General features: G+C 31.8%; 26 protein-coding genes. All 26 read right to left on the bottom strand.

All coding sequences use genetic code 11. The features are described from left to right. Positions 1-4: 4 nt before the first annotated feature. The gene (locus V4538_16315) at positions 5-676 is read right to left on the bottom strand and encodes a hypothetical protein (GenBank protein MES2382614.1); all 672 of its coding nucleotides are present in this window, start codon (positions 674-676) and stop codon (positions 5-7) included. Continuing rightward, a complete protein-coding gene (locus V4538_16320) occupies positions 676-1,533 on the bottom strand; it encodes a hypothetical protein (protein MES2382615.1) in 858 nt (285 codons plus the stop codon). The genes V4538_16315 and V4538_16320 overlap by 1 nt, the downstream gene beginning before the upstream one ends. A 3-nt stretch (positions 1,534-1,536) precedes the next feature. Further along, entirely contained in the window at positions 1,537-2,061 is a 525-nt protein-coding gene (locus V4538_16325; GenBank protein ID MES2382616.1) for a hypothetical protein, read from the bottom strand. Next, positions 2,058-2,480, bottom strand: a complete 423-nt coding sequence (locus tag V4538_16330; protein MES2382617.1) for a hypothetical protein — start codon at positions 2,478-2,480, stop codon at positions 2,058-2,060. The genes V4538_16325 and V4538_16330 overlap by 4 nt, the downstream gene beginning before the upstream one ends. 5 nt (positions 2,481-2,485) lie before the next feature. Continuing rightward, the gene (locus tag V4538_16335) at positions 2,486-3,307 is read right to left on the bottom strand and encodes a phage minor head protein (GenBank protein ID MES2382618.1); all 822 of its coding nucleotides are present in this window, start codon (positions 3,305-3,307) and stop codon (positions 2,486-2,488) included. Continuing rightward, complete coding sequence (locus V4538_16340) at positions 3,307-4,662, bottom strand: DUF935 family protein (GenBank protein ID MES2382619.1); 1,356 nt, start codon at positions 4,660-4,662, stop codon at positions 3,307-3,309. Before V4538_16340 ends, V4538_16335 begins: the two co-directional genes overlap by 1 nt. Then, entirely contained in the window at positions 4,662-4,880 is a 219-nt protein-coding gene (locus V4538_16345; GenBank protein MES2382620.1) for a hypothetical protein, read from the bottom strand. The genes V4538_16340 and V4538_16345 overlap by 1 nt, the downstream gene beginning before the upstream one ends. Before the next feature lie 2 nt (positions 4,881-4,882). Then, positions 4,883-5,776: a hypothetical protein gene (locus V4538_16350; protein ID MES2382621.1), complete on the bottom strand. Its 894-nt coding sequence runs from the start codon at positions 5,774-5,776 to the stop codon at positions 4,883-4,885. Positions 5,777-5,824: 48 nt separating this feature from the next. Continuing rightward, the gene (locus V4538_16355; protein MES2382622.1) at positions 5,825-6,142 is read right to left on the bottom strand and encodes a hypothetical protein; all 318 of its coding nucleotides are present in this window, start codon (positions 6,140-6,142) and stop codon (positions 5,825-5,827) included. A gap of 1 nt (position 6,143) precedes the next feature. Beyond that, a complete protein-coding gene (locus V4538_16360; protein ID MES2382623.1) occupies positions 6,144-7,634 on the bottom strand; it encodes a PBSX family phage terminase large subunit in 1,491 nt (496 codons plus the stop codon). A gap of 109 nt (positions 7,635-7,743) precedes the next feature. Further along, a complete protein-coding gene (locus tag V4538_16365) occupies positions 7,744-8,220 on the bottom strand; it encodes a terminase small subunit (protein ID MES2382624.1) in 477 nt (158 codons plus the stop codon). Further along, on the bottom strand, positions 8,217-8,507 hold the full coding sequence (locus V4538_16370) for a hypothetical protein (protein MES2382625.1): 291 nt from the start codon (positions 8,505-8,507) through the stop codon (positions 8,217-8,219). The genes V4538_16365 and V4538_16370 overlap by 4 nt, the downstream gene beginning before the upstream one ends. Continuing rightward, positions 8,491-8,892, bottom strand: coding sequence for a hypothetical protein (locus V4538_16375; GenBank protein MES2382626.1), 402 nt, complete (start codon positions 8,890-8,892; stop codon positions 8,491-8,493). Before V4538_16375 ends, V4538_16370 begins: the two co-directional genes overlap by 17 nt. A gap of 11 nt (positions 8,893-8,903) precedes the next feature. Next, on the bottom strand, positions 8,904-9,446 hold the full coding sequence (locus tag V4538_16380) for a hypothetical protein (GenBank protein ID MES2382627.1): 543 nt from the start codon (positions 9,444-9,446) through the stop codon (positions 8,904-8,906). Positions 9,447-9,584: 138 nt separating this feature from the next. After that, a complete protein-coding gene (locus tag V4538_16385; GenBank protein MES2382628.1) occupies positions 9,585-9,950 on the bottom strand; it encodes a hypothetical protein in 366 nt (121 codons plus the stop codon). Positions 9,951-10,125: 175 nt separating this feature from the next. After that, a complete protein-coding gene (locus V4538_16390; protein ID MES2382629.1) occupies positions 10,126-10,767 on the bottom strand; it encodes a hypothetical protein in 642 nt (213 codons plus the stop codon). Continuing rightward, entirely contained in the window at positions 10,754-11,641 is an 888-nt protein-coding gene (locus V4538_16395) for a Lin1244/Lin1753 domain-containing protein (GenBank protein ID MES2382630.1), read from the bottom strand. Before V4538_16395 ends, V4538_16390 begins: the two co-directional genes overlap by 14 nt. A 110-nt stretch (positions 11,642-11,751) precedes the next feature. Continuing rightward, positions 11,752-12,516 carry a hypothetical protein gene (locus V4538_16400; protein ID MES2382631.1) on the bottom strand — a complete coding sequence of 255 codons (765 nt, stop codon included), beginning with the start codon at positions 12,514-12,516 and terminating at the stop codon, positions 11,752-11,754. Positions 12,517-12,551: 35 nt separating this feature from the next. Then, positions 12,552-12,959 carry a hypothetical protein gene (locus V4538_16405; GenBank protein MES2382632.1) on the bottom strand — a complete coding sequence of 136 codons (408 nt, stop codon included), beginning with the start codon at positions 12,957-12,959 and terminating at the stop codon, positions 12,552-12,554. 6 nt (positions 12,960-12,965) lie between these two features. Continuing rightward, positions 12,966-13,847, bottom strand: a complete 882-nt coding sequence (locus tag V4538_16410) for a ParB N-terminal domain-containing protein (protein MES2382633.1) — start codon at positions 13,845-13,847, stop codon at positions 12,966-12,968. Between the two features lie 61 nt (positions 13,848-13,908). Next, entirely contained in the window at positions 13,909-16,110 is a 2,202-nt protein-coding gene (locus V4538_16415) for a DNA methyltransferase (protein ID MES2382634.1), read from the bottom strand. Between the two features lie 2 nt (positions 16,111-16,112). Continuing rightward, positions 16,113-16,355, bottom strand: a complete 243-nt coding sequence (locus tag V4538_16420; protein MES2382635.1) for a hypothetical protein — start codon at positions 16,353-16,355, stop codon at positions 16,113-16,115. A gap of 69 nt (positions 16,356-16,424) precedes the next feature. Continuing rightward, positions 16,425-16,793 (bottom strand): hypothetical protein, encoded by a 369-nt coding sequence (locus V4538_16425; GenBank protein ID MES2382636.1) that lies wholly within the window; start codon positions 16,791-16,793, stop codon positions 16,425-16,427. A 159-nt stretch (positions 16,794-16,952) separates the two neighbouring features. Further along, positions 16,953-17,723, bottom strand: a complete 771-nt coding sequence (locus V4538_16430; GenBank protein MES2382637.1) for an SPFH domain-containing protein — start codon at positions 17,721-17,723, stop codon at positions 16,953-16,955. Positions 17,724-18,066: 343 nt separating this feature from the next. After that, positions 18,067-18,243: a hypothetical protein gene (locus V4538_16435; GenBank protein ID MES2382638.1), complete on the bottom strand. Its 177-nt coding sequence runs from the start codon at positions 18,241-18,243 to the stop codon at positions 18,067-18,069. 132 nt (positions 18,244-18,375) lie between these two features. Further along, complete coding sequence (locus V4538_16440; GenBank protein MES2382639.1) at positions 18,376-18,858, bottom strand: hypothetical protein; 483 nt, start codon at positions 18,856-18,858, stop codon at positions 18,376-18,378. Between the last annotated feature and the right edge of the window lie 107 nt (positions 18,859-18,965).

The raw sequence follows: 18,965 nt of genomic DNA on the forward strand, positions 1-18,965 counted from the left end.
TTTTTTAATAAGTTACTATATTATAAATAATTCCTGCGATTACATATTTATCAGCCTGAGCGCGTATAATATTTTCTGCATTAGTCGGGTCAGGATCCAACGCATTAAATACTAAAACTGGAACATAAATAGTAAAAGCATTATCTCCGAAACTGTAAGCATTGCCTAAGTATGTTGTTGAATAAATAGAATCATTTGCTAATAACGAAGATGTTTCGCCAGATTCACCCATTACAAAGGCTGTCCCGTAAATATTATTATTAGTTATATAAATTTGATCTGCCGGCGAAACATCTACATCAAACCATTTATTTAAAATATATTCAAGTACCATTTTACGAGAATTATATCTTAAACGCTCCCGCAACCCAATATATATTTCTTGCGTCTTTACAAAATATACAGAATTCGTTGGAACAATTCCGGCAAGAGTTGGTAATATACATTCATATACAGAACGATCAATATATCTTATTTTATCGCCAATAGAATAAGCAACTAAAACATCCCATTTATCGCCAGTAAAACCATCAGCATAATCATTGTGAAATCTATCCCGTATAATTTGTAATACTATTGTAAACGCTTTAAAAAAAGAAATAAATTTAGGCTTCCTTTTATCTGGAGGCAAAAGAATTTCAGTTTGTAAAGCATAATTTATATCGTAAATGGTCATTAAGATTCAGGTATAAAATTTAATTTAGTTAAAAAATCTTCGCCTGAAGTTGTTTCTTCCACAATATAACCAGCTGTTGTTGGATATTTATTAAAAAGTAAATCATAATCTTGAACTATAAATGTTTTATCTACAAAAGCCGTTGCGTCTGCCCTTATTGCCATATCTTTTATTGCTATATCAGTAACTCCACCAACTGCAAGTATAGCTGATTCTAATGCGCTAACACGTACAATGCCATCAAACGAATCTACAGAAGAGAGCTTTGATAAAAAAGCATTTATTCCAGCTATAACATTTGTTTTTATAATAGCAGCGTAATTACCATCAAAATAAATATCAGCAACTAAATAAAGTTTATCAGGTGGTAATGAAATGATAGAAGGTAGCACTCCTGCAAAACCTCCAACATTCAGATAACCTGTAAGTGATGTTTTTTCTAAACTATCCAATGCTTCAGGAGGTTCTCCTTTAGCTACTTTTACAGATACCACTTTGTTAGACATTGTTTTTACATAACATCGTGTTATTATTTGTAACGATTCATCTATAACGGCATAAGTAGGAATCAAATCTACAAGAGTAACAACTTGTGGCGTTGTTGTTGAATATTGAAATTTAAAAACTTCGTTCTGAATCCATTTGTTTGTGCCGGGAGCCGCTTCATCGGCTATCCCTTCCATTTCTATTTTAAAAATATCTAATGTTTGCTCAAAAATATTTATACAAGTCGCAACAATAAATGTCAACAATCTATAAATAGCTACCTGTGAGACGCTATTCATAGCAGACAGTTTACTATCTCCAGCTATTGCGGTTAACATTTTATTTTGCCAGTATGCTATTGATTGAGCCATTTTTTATTTTTCTTTTAAATATGGAGCCGGATTATAAGTTACATTTAATACAGGTTGTATAACCCCGCCGCCAATAGTTGTCCCTTGAGTTGATATTTGATTGCTTGTGTCTAAAAAATTAGTTTTATAATCAATTATTGCATGATATACGCCGGCATGTTGATAATCTCTGCCATCAGCACCCCTAACAAATTTAACAGCTCCGTCAGGTTCAAATCCGTTCATCTTAACATTAATAGCATCCATAAAATCGAAAACATCTAAATTTTGTTCCATGGTTCCGTCAGTTGCGTCAAGTTGCCAATGTAAAACATGGATGCGAATAATAAGAGGTTCATAAAGTTGTACACCATCTCCCAATTGTAATATTTCATCCGGATTAACTATTTCAGGAAACAACGCCGGCATTGGAAAAGAATATTGTTTATTTTGTTCATCCAAATTTAACTGATCGTTCCACACACGCACAAACTTAACATCTGAAATAGTTTCTAATTGAGCTAATATTGCTTTTATAAAATCCTTCATTTAAAACATTTTGAAAGTTCGCTATTTATTTTATTTCTTAAAATTCCGTCTAACGTTTTATTGTAACCTAAAAATTTGCGTCTCCTTTGTTTTCCTATTCCTTCATTATGTACTTGAGCGTAGTTAAATCCTGTTTTACTTTGAACAAATACTTCAAATCTTATTCTACTAAAAGTAGCTTCGCGTTTCATATTCGCTACAGCTCTCCTCAACATAGCTTTATTAACCAATAACTTTCGCGTAATATCTCTTTTCTTTATCCCTCTTCTTGCTATCCTTGGCGCCCATCTTTTACCCTCCCAACTTTCAGAATCGAAATTTTTAAAGTAAAATTTCTGTCCTTCATTTGCTATTTGTTTGGGTAAATTTATTTTTAATCTCTCAAAATTAATTTTTACTTTTTTAAAATTGAAAGCCATGTATTTTACTTTTTTCTATTTACTTTTTTTATTTCAGGAATCGGCAAATTAAAATTATCACTCGCTAAATCTTTATATTCATCAGGAACATCTTTAAAATACGGATGCTCCTTACCAAAAACCTCTCCAGTTTTACCCGGATTCATTTTAAAAGCATCGTTCATTTTGCTTTTAACTTCATTTCCAGCAGCGCTTACTTTATCTTTATGCGTAATTACTGCGTCTCCTTTTTCCAGTTTTTCAACAACACATCTGCAATTGTAATGATTAAGCGGCATGAACGTACTCCAAAATTTATCATCAACCGGTAATATTATATCGTTTAAAGGACGGCAAATAGTTGAAGTGTTTAAATCCATTACAGCGATATAACGAAGAAATGGAAATAGTTCTTTATCTTGTTCTATATCTGCCCACATTCTCGCACTTTCAGCTTGTCCTATAGCCGTATTATATTCGCTTTCCATCCAAGTTTCATTGTACAACTTGTATGTTTCTTGTGCTTTTTTTTTAAACTCTGAATAAGTTAATACTTTTCCGTTTTCTGTTAATAGTCCTCGCATATCCTCCATTTGATGAAATGTTTTAGCACCGGCAAACAAATAAATGTTTTCGCGTAAATTTTTTAATAATTCAGATGGAGCAGATCCATAACCTAATGAACTTTCAATACTTTTCAAAGAACCTCCGTAACCTTTATAAACTCCTTCCTTTAATTTTTCAGCAATAGAAGCATATAAATTTTCTGGCAAATTTTCTGGGTTTATTTTTCCACTATAAATGCCTTTAAAAATGTCGTCGATTTCTTCATCAGTTAAACCAAGCATTATTTATAAAGGTTTTTTATTTTTTCTTTTAAAGGTTGACTGAAATCATTTTTTAAAGGCACAACAGATTTGGTAAATTTAATTCCGGTTCTTTCAGTAAAATAATCCTCATCCATTTCCATTCCTGCATCTTTCATTGTTTTTGCAACTTCAGCAACTTTTAAATTGGATTCATTTTCAGCATTAGTATTTTCTTGTTTTTCTTTGTCATTTTTAAATGCAAAATATGTTCCAAATGCAATATTAAAGCCTAATGTTCTAAATTTATCAATGGAAGATTCATTCATATGATCGCAAAAAAACCTATTGTCAACCTTTCCGGTTTCTTCTAATGCTTTTTCTACCTCTAGAGGATTACCAAGTTTTCCCGGTGTTGTATCTATCGCAGAGGCGTGACCTAAAATAACCTTAGATATTTTTTCTTCACATCTCTTTTCCAAAGATTCATAACCTTTATACCCAGTTCCACCTAGTGCTGTTTCTAAAAATGAAATTTCATCAACAGGGTCAATTATAGCATATCCGCTGGATCCCATTTCTCTCAATGCTCTTTCTAATTCATCCCTCTCTGGCCCTTCTGTTTTATCGGTCTTTCCAACTCTATAAGGTTGAGAATATAATTCAACGAAATCCCCATTGTAACCTAATACATTTCGGCAAAATATTTCGTAAAGTCCAACTTTATACAAATAACCATTACCGCATTTATTTACACCAGACTCTGACGGCGTAGAAATCCAATCTGTCCAATCCATAATACTATTACCAAGATCATCGACAGTATTAGGGTCTAGAAATTTTAATCCGGTAATTGAATAAAAAAAGTGTTGCAGTTCTAATCGTTCAGGAGAAACATTTGAGCGCCTTACAACTCCTATGCTTGGGAATTTATCATCTATTAAATCTCCAAGTCCAATAAGAGAATATCCATAAGCTGGCGCATCAAGTACGTAGTTCATGTAATCATAAAACCATTTCTTTTTAAATAGTTTTGTTAATTCTTCGTTTTCTTTCCCATCAGCAAAATAAAAAGCAAAATCTTTAAGTAAGGTTAACCTTTTACGCTTTTCCATACAAGCGTGTACGTGTCCGTTTAAAACGGTATCTTGATAAAGTTGCTGTATTTTTATACGTTGTGGAAACCATGGTTGTTCTAACTCGTTTATAGCTCCACGCCATGCGAAAATATCTTGTTTTATTCTCGCTAGTTGTTGTCTATAAATATAATTAGAAGGATTTTTTATAGATCTTTTTGATGGTATATTATCATTAACTTGAGATAATACAGGATCTGTGTTTACAGATGTCAACTGTAAATTATTAGTTATTCTTATTCTACAATTTTGGTTTGACATTAGGCGGCATTTTTAAAAGTTGAAACAGCATGCATACACAATTTTAAATCAAACCAAAATAGACTATTTCCTGACTTTAAACCTTTAACCGTTTCCCAAGTACTATATGAAAATAACCATAAAATTTTCTTCTTAATTTTTTTATCTACAAAAAAAACCTTTCCGCATGGAGAATTTTTATCCGGATATTGTACAATTCTAAATTCAGGAGTTTTCATTTTTAATATGAGTTTTCATTTTTAATATTCCCACCAAACCTAATCCGTTTACCTTGATTAGGTTGAATTAAAGGTATATTAGCCGTTACGGATCCTTTTCCGCATTTCACAAGCCAAACAATAGCGGAATCATAATTATCAACCCTTAATTGTGGGATATTGTTTGGAGCTATACGCGAATGTATTTTATATAAAGCAATATCAACAACGCAATCAATTATTTTTTGGGAACGATTATCGCCGGCTGTAAATTTTGTCGTATCAGTTGGATATGTTCCAGCTGGAACAGAATACGAAACTCCCGAACCCCAATATTTGATACCATTTAAATTATTATCCGGAGCTACGTTAATAGGTGGTAAATTAGAACTATCATAGTACTGTAATGTTTGATTATGATTATACAATGTTGATGCTATTTTACACTCATATACTTTATTTTTCCAATATACCTCATCGCCTATTGAATAAATAGTTTTATAATCAAATTCAGGTTTAGGAACAGTCACAAAAAATAAATCATATTGCGAGCCAAGTAAAGTCCATTTTGATATATTAAATGCCTCACCAACTGTTATGGCTGTTGTACATATATATATTTTTCCAGCTTGTAAAGTAAAGGCTTTTAATGCATATGTTCCAGAGCTTGAATAGGCAGGGCCATCCAAGTAAAATCTATCTTTTGCTTTATAAATTGTATCGGGATTCCAAACTACTGTATCGGTAAATTCAGCCGCCGTATCGTATTTTTGAATTAAATATGAAGTTATTTCTTCTATTGCAGTTAATTCAGCTCCTAACAAAACAGCAGACGACCCACCGGTTAATTGAGTAATTTGAGCCGATTGGATATTTTGAGAATAGTCTATTAAACGTAGATATGCCATAGAAGACAAAGTAAATTAATACTTAGTTATCTTCTTGTTTTTGGGGCCAAAAAACGATTACCTTTTATATTTCTTTTTGAATTTATCTATCTGTGCTGAACTTGGTATTATTAAAGTATTTCTATTCCTTAACGTATGTATTATTTGATTCTTTTCAGCAAGTAATTTTTGTAGGTCATTAATTTTTTGCCGATACTTTTCCATTACAGTTATATCATCATCGGTACTCGTTAAATGCCAACTAAAACAATGAGTGCATAAATAAGAACGTTTTGGGATATTACCCCTATTAGATGTCGCCTTTAATTTTGTTAAATAAAAATCAGCATCTTTTTCAGTAGCAAAATACGTTTTAGAACAAAAACTTTTATCCATTTTAATAACTGTTTTTGTGTATGTTTTTACCTGTAACTATCCTTTGCGATTTTCCTGCGCGTTGATGTGTTGCGTATTCAGAAGCGAAAGCCATTACCATAAAATAACGCTTTGCATCAGATGGATGTCCGAATTCTTCATATTGAACTTTTGTAACTGGATTAGTTTTTTTTGTTTTCTTTAATGATCCATCAGAATCTTCTAAAGCATAACGGTAATCATGGATAGATTTTTTACAATTTAATCCTATTTCAATTCTTATTCCCGGAATCTTTTCTGAATAACACTCATTAACAAATTTGCCAGATATTATTACGGAAGGATTAACAGACTGCATTCTTAATGTCGGCTGGTATTCTTGTAGATATCCTTTTATTTCAGTAAAAAAGTTTTCACCTTTTTCTTTTAATGTTGATTCTTTAATTGATGTTCTATCCCCGTAAATGAATAATTTAGGAACATCAGATAAAGGATATCTATGCTTAAATTCAGCGCAGGCATTTTTTACTCTATTACGCGGATCTTCCAAACATATTTCATCAATTTGACGGGCGTATTGAAATGTTTCTTTTCCTATTTCTATTTTTTTTATTTGCCAAACAAGACAAGTTATATATGGATTTACATTATCATCCCATGTTATATGAAGCGCCGCCTCTTTATCCCATTTCAGTTCTTTGAAATGAATGTTTGAATTTATGTCTTTCCAGAATTCACCCCCGGTTCTTATTCTACCCCAATTGCCAAGCCCATATATGTTGTAATAATCAAAATCATCAATTTTGTCTTTTTCAAAATCATCAATAGTATGTTCATCTACGAAGTTGGGGCCAACTATGTATTTATTATCAAGGTAACAAGTTTTTAATACAACAGTATTGGCTTCTTTACCGTTAGCCGGCTTATTAATCCATTTGCCCTGTATATTAGTTTCTACCTCTACTAAAACCTCTTTATCAAAAACGTTTTTCTTTAACCAATGATCTTCACTTATAGGATTAAATATTCCTATGATCTTTTGGCCTAATTTACCACGCAGTCGTTTCTTTATTTGTTTAAAATCAACCTCTTCAAACTGCGATATTTCTTCAAGAATAACACGTTTAAAATTACTAATACCTTTTACCTTCTCTGAATCATCAAGACCTCGGAAACGGATATAACTACCTGAAGAACATTTGATAAAATTTTGCTGGCAAATAAACTCTTCCTCTAGCCCCCAATCTTTGATTATATTAATAAAATCGGCATAGATTGAGTCCTTTATGTCTGTGGCATACTTACGGAGGATTAACGAATTATTATCGCTTCCGGTAAGCATCCATTTTATTGTCTCTTGAACTACAGAAAATGTTTTAGAAGCGGAGGATCCTCCGTAAATGAAAAGAAAACGAATAGTATCGTTTGATAATGCCTCTTCAATGTGCCAATAAACGTTATTAAATAAATCGGGGTTAAAATTTATTTCTGGCGAATCAAATTCTTCTGTCATTTAACAAAGTAATAATTTTATATTCTTTTTAAGCCTTTTCCATTCCTGCCCCAATTTCCAAAATGAACCCCGTGTTGTTTTATTCCAGATAGTTTTAATTTCGGTATAATTATTCATTTGTTTCTTCTCCTGTTTTATACCCAATTTTAAATACTTTCTTCTTTGTTACGACCGTTTCGCTCTTATCTACCAATGCATTTAAACGTTGAGTTATTGAAGGATTGTAAATTCCAACCATACCACCCTCAATTTGATCCTGACGGATATTTTTCTTTATACGTGAGCAGATATGGATATAGTTTGAGTATCGACTATCCTTATTCTCAAAATAATCACTCACATCTACAATGATGTCATTATCTGAAAGCCAATTCGCAAAGCCATCCATTGTAAGAGGTCTTTGTGCTGGAATTTTAACTAAATTATCCGGCAAATCTCCAGTAAACCCTTTAGGGATTACTATGTTACCCTTTTTTTGTTCAATTATGTTTATCGGATTAGCTTTTACTTCTATTTTATATAGAAGGAAGTGTTCCCACATTATCTCTGGAGATTCTATATACTTTTGTTTTCCCCCGTGTCTCATTTGTTTTTATATGCTTGATAAGGTTGTGAAAATTGTAATAAAACTTTTATTGTACGCGCACTGTCTAAAATAACTAATAAACTGTCTTTTGCTTGATAAGCAACTAATCCTATAGAATCATATATATAGAAATTTTGCAAAAAACATATACCATTATTAATTAAAGGTAAAGGTGATGAAAAGTTTATTTTTTTAGTTTGAGCCTTGGAAAAATTTGTACAAAACAATATTATTAATAATACTATAAATATACGAATTTTATTGATAACACTAGTATTTTTTGCCATGCTTATAAGGTCTTGTTAGGTTATATCTCATTTTTAGTTGTATGTGTTGTTCAATGTTAATGCCTCTATAAGCTGCCAAGCTCATTAATCTCATTAATGAATCAGCAATTTCATCTTCAAAGGTGTTTTTAATTCTACTCTCAAAAAGGATTATAAAATCTTCTTCTTTTATTTTGGTAGTTCCGTCGTTATATGAGAAACTGATTTGATTTAATCTTTCAAAAAAACCAGCAAGATCACAATATTTATTTTCGTTATCGGCATTTAATGCTTCTGAGATCTCAGAATGAATAAGGCATAACATTTCTCCGGTATTCTTCTCCTCTTCAAAAAAACCTTTACTTTTAGCATTCGCGTAAATCTGATGGGATAATTCATTTATCATATTTTCATGGATTAGTAAGTTACATTTTCATTCCAACAAATTATTTGTCCGACAAACTGGATATCTTTCTTTTTAGGATTAAACCATCTTTCAAAATCTTCTATTTCTAAGCCGTCATTTTTAGCTACTTCACCCAATGAAAGCATTTGAAATTGCGACTTAACTTCTGTAGGTAATAGTATGGTTGTTTGATTTGGTGTTAATTCTATGATAATATCCCAAACTTTTTTAATTTCAATATCCGGAGCTATAATTATTTGATCTGAATGATATGGCCCCTTTCTTCCAGACTTAATGTTTATATTTGATCCCCAAATACGGGGGCTTGCAATATCTCCAGCTTTCCAACGATTTCCAGCCCGGATAGTGTGGTTTTTTGTTCCTTTACTAAATGCCAAAAAATTTAACTCAATATTTTTTACAAAATTACTTTTTAAATCAATCTTATTTTGAAGTAATAAACTATGTAATAGTTTTTCCCTAAAGTAAGTGGGTTGTCCAGCCCTTGGATTATATGAAGGAAATTCGCGAGAAAATGTTAGTACTTTAGCCATAAAACCCATTTAATTTAAAAGCCAATTTAGAGGCCCGTTTATAATCAATTATCTTACCATCATAATTACTACGATGTAGCCATAATGATGTAAAATAGTATATGAATCCTAAACTATTCATCATTCTTTTTTTTCATTTTATAATCTATTTAACGAATAACCTTTTTCTTTTGCCCATTCCGGGTTTTCCTCAATTTTTTTATGCCCTTCAGCAGAAACTGCCAGCCAAAACCTTACATCTGTTAACAGTTTTCCTATTCTACCTTTTTTATGATGAACCTGAGTAGCTGGATCTCCCGTTATAGGGCAAAATTTATTGTTTAAAAACACTTCTCGTAATGTTAGGTACTCTTTGTTTTCTTTTTTTCGTTTGTTGCTTAAATGCGATATTTTTGATGGTTTAGGTTTTATCTTTGGTTCAGGTTTAGGATCTGGCCTAAATTTGCCTCCTGAAAATTTAACAAATGCCGTCATTAAACAGTATCGTTTACTCTTTTTTTCCATTCTGAATGATTGTATTCTGCATTTTTAGTATCAATAAGCATTTCTTCTATTGACACGGCTTTTAATTTAATTCCTGTGGTTTTCATTTTCTTAGCGGTTTTTTTAGTTATTATTAATTTGATGAGACAAAACTACAAATTATTTTAACCACTTTACGTTTTTGTAAATAAAGTTATTAACAATTGGCATTTATTTCTTCTACACGCATTAATACAAATTCATTGGCTGTTAATTTTTTTCCATTATAATCAACAATTGCAATGGGAGAGTTTTTATTAACAGGTTGATTAAGATACAACGAATCAAATTCATTAAATAATTTTTGAACTAAAATTTCTTCTGGTGTTCTTTCTCTTTTTTCAGGAGAAATTAAATTTAAATCTATTGATCGTTCTTCTTGAGGAAATTTCTCGACTATTGATTTAAGGGCTTTCAATATAACAATATCAGGTTTTAACTCTTTATTTTTTTTTTGTTTTTCAATATTGTCAATATATGCCATTTCTGTTCGTTCTTCCAAATATTTATCTATCCAACCAAAAATAACAGCGGCATCTATTCGGTCAAACATTGTACCATATCTACCTTTTTTTGCTTGTTCAAAGCAATATTTTAATTCTTCTATTTTTAAGAAATAATAATCGGATTTTATAGCATTAACAACGAATATTACTTGCATTTGATTCATTGTTTTACCAACATTAAAAGATTCTATCAAATCGGTAGAAATAAAAGTTAAAAAAGCATCGGCGAACATTGGGCCCTTTTCTTTTATTATTTTTGATACGGATAGACCATTTGATTTATACGCTTCCATCCCCGTTTTGACTTGCAAGTCCGTCCAGTACTTTTGAGGATAACTCGTTAAGGCTTCTAACTTCGCCAGAACGTTGCTCTCTATCTTTATTATTTGATTGTTTTCCATAGGGATTTTCTAAATTTTTTAACCATTCTTGTTTAAATCCTTTCCAGCTTTTTTCGCAACAAATTTTTAAAACGTAATTTTTATCAACAGTTAAATCTTTTTCGATTTCATCAATAAACATTTTAAAAGCTGTTTCAGTATTTGATGCCTTTTTATTTTTTCTAACAATAAGCCAATCATTTACAAGTTGCGAATCAAAACCATAATCAAGTAATTTTTTTTTGAAATCGAATTTTGTTTCTTTTTCAAAAAGAATATTTTCTTCTTTTATATTATCTGATTTAATTTCTTCTTGTATAATCTTATCTAATCTTATCTGTGTATTTTCGGGTACTTTAAGGTTACTTTTATTCAATTTACGGATACTTAAAGTATCTAGAATTTCAAATAAAGTGTCCAAATTAATACATTTATTATTCCTTTTTTTATACGCTTCTTGAATACTATCAATGAACTTTTCATTAAAAAGCACTTTATTTTCAAACCATAAAGACGAATTAAATTCGCCTAATTTACAAAGGTCGTTTATTATATTAACCAAAATATCCTCAGAAACTCCACATTTTGAAGATAAATACATAAGTGCTGTAGGGTCGTTTAGATTCAACCAGTGATTTTCATTTACAGCTAGTTGTCTGAGTATTTTAAACCATGTAGCATAACCATCGTTTCCATATTTTTTTTCAATATAAAACATTGATTTACCTTCTTTGCAAAGAAAAGGAAAGTAGTCGACCGTATTTTTTTCTTTTCTTCCTAAAGCCATTTTTTTGAAAAAGAAACCTTCATTTTACCCGGCAAAGCAAAATGAAGGTTTCGTTTAAGTAACTAAGTTTCCTTTCGCTACTATGTTAATTTAAATTTGCCGATTTAAATTTATTGCTCAATACAAACAATATCCTTGAAGTGTTCTAATTCGGTGCGTAATATCCCTTCTTTCGTTGACATTTCAAGGTCTCGCAACTGTACGCTTTCAAGATATACATACACTTCTCCTGCTCTTAATTCAACGCAAATATCAACCTTAAATTTTATTTTAGGCTGACCCTTAAAAATATTAATGTCTAAAACGAACGATTCCTGTAATTCGTGAGTAATTTTTGAATGTAAAGTATTCAATTTTTCTCCTCTCAAGTCGTTTGAATTTTCAAGGGATGTAGCTACTTTAGCTTTAAAATTTTGAAGAGCTAAACATATTTTAGCGTGTTCTGTTTGATCCTCAAAATAAATGCGATTAAACTTAATAATTCGCAATAAATCTTTTGGTTCAAATTGCACTCCGGTGTTTACTTCAAACTTTTTTAGTTCTGAATTATTTTGAATAATTCCTACTACAGCATAATTATCATTTTCATAATTTTCATCCAACACAAGAAAAATGCTACCTTTTAAAAGGTCATAAACTACATGACATTTGTTCGGATCGTGCAAATGTTTCCTTTTGTTATAAAATTCACTAGGGGATGAAATAACTCCTACTAAATGGACTTTATTTGGCTTTATAACATCTAATTGTTTTGGCGCCGAACCTTCGCGAATAATAATTACAGGGTTTTTATCTGTAATTTGAGTTGAATTGTCAGAAACAAATTTTTTTATTACTTGTTCTTTTGGGCTTTCGCCATTTTTTTCTGTTTCCATTTTTTGTTTTTTAATTAATTATTATTTACTTTTTTTTATTTTCCTTGTGGGATATAGGCCTGCGCCTCTTCTGGTCGCATTCTTCTTGATTCTAACAGTGTCCCGGTGTTATCATAATACCCAACCATTCTATTTTCATAGTCAGGGAAAATATATACTTGACATGTTACTTCTTGAAACCCAAGTCTAATGTTTTTTAACAAATATTCGTTTTGATCCAACGGCGCTTTTACTGCGGCTTTATTTTCGTCTTTCGCTTTATTTAAAACCTCATTAGCTTTGCGAACAATTATTGAATTTGAAAGGAACGTAGCGCGCATTTCAGTTAGTTCGTCAATAGAAAAATATTTCTGGATATCTTTTTCTTCAGTCGTTAGGCAATTGGCTTCTAACATAGCCTCCCTTTCATTATCGGGAATTTCTTTAAATAGTTGTTGTTCCATTGTTTTTTAGTTAAAAATTAAACTCTCAATTTGACTACGTGTTAATTTATTTTCAATGATTTTTTTAGCGAAGGAAAATAATTCCGAATTAATTACATCTTTCGGTTTATCAATTTGAGATTTAAAAACCATTTGTAATTCTTTAAAAGAATCAACTTTATTGGTTGCTTTGTCGAAATGTTTTTTAGTTACTTTCTCATGTACCTCATCTGAAACTTCATAAGTTTGCTCGCTATCTTCATTTTCAACAACAGTAGATTTTTTTATTGTTTTTACAATTCCAAAAGACGCCTCTATTTTATCAAGGGCTTCATTATAATCTGCTGAATCCTTTAGAATATCCAACACCAAAGTGTAAGAAATCTTTTTATCAGAAATCATTTTTCTGATGCGGATAGGAGCGCTTGCCAACAATGCAAGATTCTGAATTAATCGCATTGATTTGCCAAGTCGAACGGATATTTCTTTGTTCTTCCATCCGATAGCTTGTAATCTGCGTACAGTTTCAGCTTGTTCAACAGGTGTAAATGGTTTTCCGGAGTTGGTAGTAAAATGCTCCATTAAAATCATTTCGTCGGTAACAGTTCTGGAGTCTCCGATTGAGATGATTTTAGCGCGAATAGTATGCCCTTTTTCAACCAATAACATGGCAGCAGCTAATCGTCTATGCCCAGCGACAATTTCCCAATCATAAGCTTCTGATTTAGAAACTCTAAAACCTCTCAAGGGAGTAACTACGCCATTTTGTAAAATATCAGCAGCCAATTCTTCTAAGTCGCCGTAATCTTCGCGCGGATTTCCTCCGGCACGTTGCAATGGGCGTATTCTACGAACATCTACTTCGTAATGTTTCCCTTGCGTTTCGTCTTTAATTTCTAGTTCTTTCATTGTTTATAATTTAAAATGTTTTTGCAATGATATGAAATTTTTGTTTACAAAATTGTAAATTTTAAAACAAAGTTAATACGCTTTCTTTTTCTTCAATACAAGCCTTGTGATTTTTAGCATTAATATTGAAATATGATTCCTTTAACTCGATAGAAATACTTTTTCTATTCATTTTTAAAGCTGCAAACCCCTCGCTTCCAATACCTCCAAAAGGACTAAAAACAGTTTCTCCTTCGTTTGAATATAAATGGAGCACCCTTTCTATTGTATCTAGCTGTAAAGGACATATATGTTTTTCATCATTTCCATCGCGTCCAGAACGATATTGTAATGTTCTTGAGTAATCAATATCATACCATACCGGAGATGCGTATTTCTGCCATAATTCAACTGGTAAATAATTTAATTTATCTTCGTTGGTATCTTGGTGTGAAATAGGTATTGCATTTTCTCCTGAATTACGAAAAAATAAAACATAATCAGGAATTCCAACCCTACTCATTACACTATCTTTTTTAATTGTTTTATGTAATAATCCTAGTGCTTTTGTTCGTTGCATTTCTGTTACCGGATTTTTCCATATTGTAACTTTTGAATGGTAAATAAACCCTTCTTTTTGGAACCAATCAATCAACATCCCACTAAAATCTCTTAATCCAATGTAACCCTCTTTACCTTTTTGTATTGGCAAATCCATGCAATGTATAGCGCATATTCTGCCGGGCTTTAACACTCTTTTTATTTCAGGTATAAGAAATCTAAAATGTTGTTCAAATTGTTTATAATCGCTAACATTACCCATATCCTCCTCTTTGTCAGAATAAACATACAGCTCAGCAAATGGAGGACTAAAAACGGATATATCAGCGCAATTGGTAGGTAATTTTTTTGATTCGGTTACAGCATCACCATTTATTAAATGATAATAATCTGTTTTAATTTCTTTGTTTTTTATCATAATTTTTGATTTGGATTTTTTATAATTTGTTTCTGCTGAATATTTAGACATTTCGGATATACGTTCAAAGTGTTGCTTTTCTTTTGATAAAATAGTTTGACGTACATTTATTTGTGATTCTGGGATTAAAATATGCACTATTACTTTGTTTTTTTGACCAAACCTATAACACCTCCTCACAGCTTGGTAGAAAGCTTCAAATTTAAAATCGTACGATGTAAAAATTATTTGATTGCATTGTTGATAGTTCATACCAAATGATGCGATTGATGTTTTTGTAATAAGCGTTTTGAATTCTTTTTTTGCAAAACCATTCAAATGTTTTGCTTTATATTCGGGAGTGTTACTCCCCTGAACATTTATAGAATCTGGCAATAATTTAGAAAGCGTATCGGTTTCATCATTTTTCAACCCCCAAACAATCCATTGATTGTTATTTGAATTGACTAATTCAACCGTTTTTTGAATGCGGCTATCGAATGACCTTTTTAAATCTTTATGCAAATCAGTTGCGCTAACGGCAACGCTTCCGAATAAATTATCTGTTTTATTTTCAACAGAAATAACATGTTCTATATATTCTATTTCCGGCAAATAATATCCATCCCCATCAAAACCTAAAGTTGCAGGATTATCAATTGCCATTGACCAACTCGATACATATTTCCAAAATGGATCTGCTGCGTGTTTTCTAAGCCTCCATTTTGATGTTTCTCCTCCATCATGAACAAAGAACATAGCCAACATTTCTAAATAACTCATTGCTCCTAAAAATTCAGAATGTTGACCAAGCTCCATATGATCGTTTGGGCTTGGCGTTGCTGTGCAACATAGTTTATACGGCGTGTTTTTAAAAGTCTCAATTATCAATTGAGATAGCTTTCCATCTTTCCCTTTTAAAATACTTGATTCGTCAAGAACTATTCCTGAATATTTTGATACATCAATATTTTTAAGTTGATCGTAATTGTTAATTTCATTGCCGTCATTTTCAATTGCAAAAGCATCTATTTGTATTCCAAATTTAACACCTTCATTAATCGTTTGTTCGCAGATAGCGAGGGGAGCCAATAGTAAAACAGGTTTGTTTGTTTTTTCTTTTACTTGCTTTGCCCATTCTAATTGGCAGAATGTTTTACCAAGTCCACAATCAAAGAATAATGCAAATTTCCCTTTAAATAAGGCTATTTTAACGGCAAACTTTTGAAAGTCTTTTAGCATTGTGTTTAATTCCGATTCATCAATGCTAAACCCGCTTTCCAAAAAGGTTTTTCTTTTTGATTCTAAAAAAGTTTTATACTCCATATTTATTCATTATCAATTATAAATTTAACATTAAATAATACATATTCTGAAACCTTCTTTTGTTCTATCCTTTTTAAAACGCCGTTGTAAGTAATGTTTTCGCTCTTAGCATAATCTGAAATTGTTTTTAAATTAAGAAAGGATGCCAGAGAATCTAGTATTTCAACAACTTCATTATTATTGAGTTCACCATTTTGCACTCTTTGTCCTAAGTGCAATTTTATTTTATCTGAAAGTTCGCTCATAGCTCTGAAAGTATTGATTTCACAAGTGCATATTTTTAAACTGCGCTTATCCAGTAGTTAGTGGCAATGCTAAAAATCTTCTTCCCAATGCCCCCACCCACATTTATGTTTATCTACGCTATGGTATCTATCACCGCCAGGATGCGATACTTTTTCACTTTCTTTAAATATACATCCATCGCACACTTTTTCTACCCATTCCTTCTCGCAATTTTCAGGCTCATTAGTAGCACTGCCACTAACATCACCTAATGGCAAATGCGGTTCGGAAGTGTTTATTTCGTTTTTCTCTCGCTCAAATACGTCTGTTATTTTATTCCTAACGTCTTGATAGGCATCCGCAGCCGTTCTATCGGAAGATCTTTCGCTTGCCTTTAGATAGTTCCTGTTTTCTATACAATATTGTTGTAGTTTTATTAATTCTGCTTTAAAATCCATCGCTCGGTATATTTAGTTTTGTAGTTATTAATTTCTTGTATCGGTTAAATCGCATCAGCCATTAGCTGTTTACCGTTACCAGCAATAGGAAGGGGCAAGGGCTATTAATAAAGTTCGTTGTTAAAAATTAAAAAAGCCCTCGCTCCCTACTAATGGTAATTACTGCACACTTTTAAATAACGTAGGCGCACTTCCGTATAATGGGGTGTGTCCATCCCATTTATCAATAAACATTTGCTGAATAAGCATTGGAGTTAATGATGTTTGTTTTAAATCATTAGCTTTTTTTTCTGCTTCGGCTTGCACAATTAACTTTTTCGCTTGTGCTTCGGCAACTCTTAACTGGTTCTCTACCATCATTGCTTCTTGCACAGCTTTGTTTTTATTATTTACAGCATCAACAATAGTTTGCGGGTATTTTAAGCCGCTTGTTAATTGCTCCAATTTAAAGCCTTCTTTTTCTAAAACAGAAGCCAGCGTTTTTTGAACATCCGTTTCAAACTTTTCTCTGTTGCTTACTATTTCGTCAGTAGTATATTTGTTCATCTGCAAACGAAAAGCATCTTTTACATAATTTAAAATTGTCGTTGCGCTTACTTCCTCTAAATCCTTTCTGTATTTAGAAAATATTTGAGGGCTATTACCAGCAACGATGTTAAATGATAATGTAGGGTCAACAATAAATTCGCTTCCGTCTTTAGCATTTACATTAAATGCTTCGTAATCTACAGTCTGGATAAATGTTGCGTATTGTTCAACATCTTCCGTCCAAGGGTTATACCATACACGTCCAGTTACAAGTGATACATCTTGCACCCCTTTATCACTTCCATATTGTTTAATTAAAATGCCTTCGTGTCCGGCATCAATACGTGTGCAACTCGTTACTACTAAAGCTGCCAATCCTAAAATTAATCTTGTTTTTTTCATTTTGTTGTTTGTTTTTTGGTTAATAGATATTTGAATAAAAAATAATTGCCTGTAATAAAGCCACAGGTTAATGCTATTCCGATTAATATAGCAACATCGGACTGTTGCCTTAAAAGTTCTGTAATCCACGAAAAGCAGTAAAATTCAACCGCTAAAATCAATGGTGAGCTTATCAATAATGCTTTTTTCATTTTTTCCATCTCTTTTTTTAATTTTTATTAGTAATTATTTATAAAGTTCATCGGTTAATAAATCCTACTGCTGGTAACAATAACTAAAATAAAGGCTATCTAAGTGGTTACTATTCGCTGTTGCTACAACGCCCTTCTTTTAGTATCGTTCGTTATATGCAAGGCTTAGTTTTGTGTTTCTTTTTTAGCTTCTCGTTGTATTCTCTTGCAGCGCATGAAAATTCATAGCCCAAATATTCACAATGAACTGAATTTAAGCAGCAAGATAATTCTTCTCCTTTTTTTAATTTTGGTATTTTAATACTTTTTGCTCCGTTTGCATCACTCATAATTTTTATTTCAATTTAACTTTAGTGCTGAAAATCCGCCCAGCACATAACAGCGGGTATAATAAATAAAAAATATTCTTTTCTATTTTTACGGGTATGTTTTTTACTTCTCATACCCGCAAAACGTTAGGTTCAATTGCCTGCCAACGCTCCTGTGTGTTCTGCTATACCCAAAAAATCCTTTAACTCTAAGGCAAATTCATTGTCAGAATAAGTATCTTGCCCAAGCGTTCCTTTTGTTAGCCTATGGTTTAATGCTTCAATGGTTGTTTCCTCCTTAGTAAACTGTCCCTCTAAACCATGACAAGAACAATGCGAGCCATTTACTTCATATAGGTTGCCATCTTGTTCAAACAACACAAAAGCATCACCACTATAATTATCCTCTCCATAGCTCGCAAATAATATGTTTATTGGCTTCCATAATTCAATAGCCTCATTCATTTTTGCCTTTTTTTCTTCCCAAATTTTCACGTTTGCGTAAGGTGCAGTTTCTGCTTTGTATTCATCATCTGACATATAAATATCATCGAAGTCTGAAATAACATCAATTTTTGTTTTCCAGTTATGCAAATAAACTGGCTCTTGTTTTAAAATTTCGTCTAATGTTTTCATGTTTTTTTTGTTTTATAGTTTAATAATTAAAATCTTCCTCCGATTTGCTACCCTAGGCAACTAAACCTAACAATAACTAAGCAACATGGCTCAGTTCAGTATTTCAT

Source organism: Bacteroidota bacterium (genome assembly GCA_040388375.1).
Classification (GTDB): Bacteria; Bacteroidota; Bacteroidia; order UKL13-3; family UKL13-3; genus JAAFJM01.

Bases quoted from the DNA above. Each gene is read 5' to 3' on its own strand.
- V4538_16370 (MES2382625.1), bottom strand. From the start codon at position 8,507: ATGGCAAAAAATACTAGTGTTATCAATAAAATTCGTATATTTATAGTA.
- V4538_16355 (MES2382622.1), bottom strand. From the start codon at position 6,142: ATGGATAAAAGTTTTTGTTCTAAAACGTATTTTGCTACTGAAAAAGAT.
- V4538_16325 (MES2382616.1), bottom strand. From the start codon at position 2,061: ATGAAGGATTTTATAAAAGCAATATTAGCTCAATTAGAAACTATTTCA.
- V4538_16360 (MES2382623.1), bottom strand. From the start codon at position 7,634: ATGACAGAAGAATTTGATTCGCCAGAAATAAATTTTAACCCCGATTTA.
- V4538_16380 (MES2382627.1), bottom strand. From the start codon at position 9,446: ATGGCTAAAGTACTAACATTTTCTCGCGAATTTCCTTCATATAATCCA.
- V4538_16365 (MES2382624.1), bottom strand. From the start codon at position 8,220: ATGAGACACGGGGGAAAACAAAAGTATATAGAATCTCCAGAGATAATG.
- V4538_16430 (MES2382637.1), bottom strand. From the start codon at position 17,723: ATGAAAAAAACAAGATTAATTTTAGGATTGGCAGCTTTAGTAGTAACG.
- V4538_16405 (MES2382632.1), bottom strand. From the start codon at position 12,959: ATGGAACAACAACTATTTAAAGAAATTCCCGATAATGAAAGGGAGGCT.
- V4538_16400 (MES2382631.1), bottom strand. From the start codon at position 12,516: ATGGAAACAGAAAAAAATGGCGAAAGCCCAAAAGAACAAGTAATAAAA.
- V4538_16410 (MES2382633.1), bottom strand. From the start codon at position 13,847: ATGAAAGAACTAGAAATTAAAGACGAAACGCAAGGGAAACATTACGAA.
- V4538_16390 (MES2382629.1), bottom strand. From the start codon at position 10,767: ATGGAAGCGTATAAATCAAATGGTCTATCCGTATCAAAAATAATAAAA.
- V4538_16340 (MES2382619.1), bottom strand. From the start codon at position 4,662: ATGTCAAACCAAAATTGTAGAATAAGAATAACTAATAATTTACAGTTG.
- V4538_16425 (MES2382636.1), bottom strand. From the start codon at position 16,793: ATGGATTTTAAAGCAGAATTAATAAAACTACAACAATATTGTATAGAA.
- V4538_16385 (MES2382628.1), bottom strand. From the start codon at position 9,950: ATGGAAAAAAAGAGTAAACGATACTGTTTAATGACGGCATTTGTTAAA.
- V4538_16315 (MES2382614.1), bottom strand. From the start codon at position 676: ATGACCATTTACGATATAAATTATGCTTTACAAACTGAAATTCTTTTG.
- V4538_16415 (MES2382634.1), bottom strand. From the start codon at position 16,110: ATGGAGTATAAAACTTTTTTAGAATCAAAAAGAAAAACCTTTTTGGAA.
- V4538_16395 (MES2382630.1), bottom strand. From the start codon at position 11,641: ATGGCTTTAGGAAGAAAAGAAAAAAATACGGTCGACTACTTTCCTTTT.
- V4538_16330 (MES2382617.1), bottom strand. From the start codon at position 2,480: ATGGCTTTCAATTTTAAAAAAGTAAAAATTAATTTTGAGAGATTAAAA.
- V4538_16440 (MES2382639.1), bottom strand. From the start codon at position 18,858: ATGAAAACATTAGACGAAATTTTAAAACAAGAGCCAGTTTATTTGCAT.
- V4538_16345 (MES2382620.1), bottom strand. From the start codon at position 4,880: ATGAAAACTCCTGAATTTAGAATTGTACAATATCCGGATAAAAATTCT.
- V4538_16375 (MES2382626.1), bottom strand. From the start codon at position 8,892: ATGATAAATGAATTATCCCATCAGATTTACGCGAATGCTAAAAGTAAA.
- V4538_16420 (MES2382635.1), bottom strand. From the start codon at position 16,355: ATGAGCGAACTTTCAGATAAAATAAAATTGCACTTAGGACAAAGAGTG.
- V4538_16320 (MES2382615.1), bottom strand. From the start codon at position 1,533: ATGGCTCAATCAATAGCATACTGGCAAAATAAAATGTTAACCGCAATA.
- V4538_16335 (MES2382618.1), bottom strand. From the start codon at position 3,307: ATGCTTGGTTTAACTGATGAAGAAATCGACGACATTTTTAAAGGCATT.
- V4538_16435 (MES2382638.1), bottom strand. From the start codon at position 18,243: ATGAGTGATGCAAACGGAGCAAAAAGTATTAAAATACCAAAATTAAAA.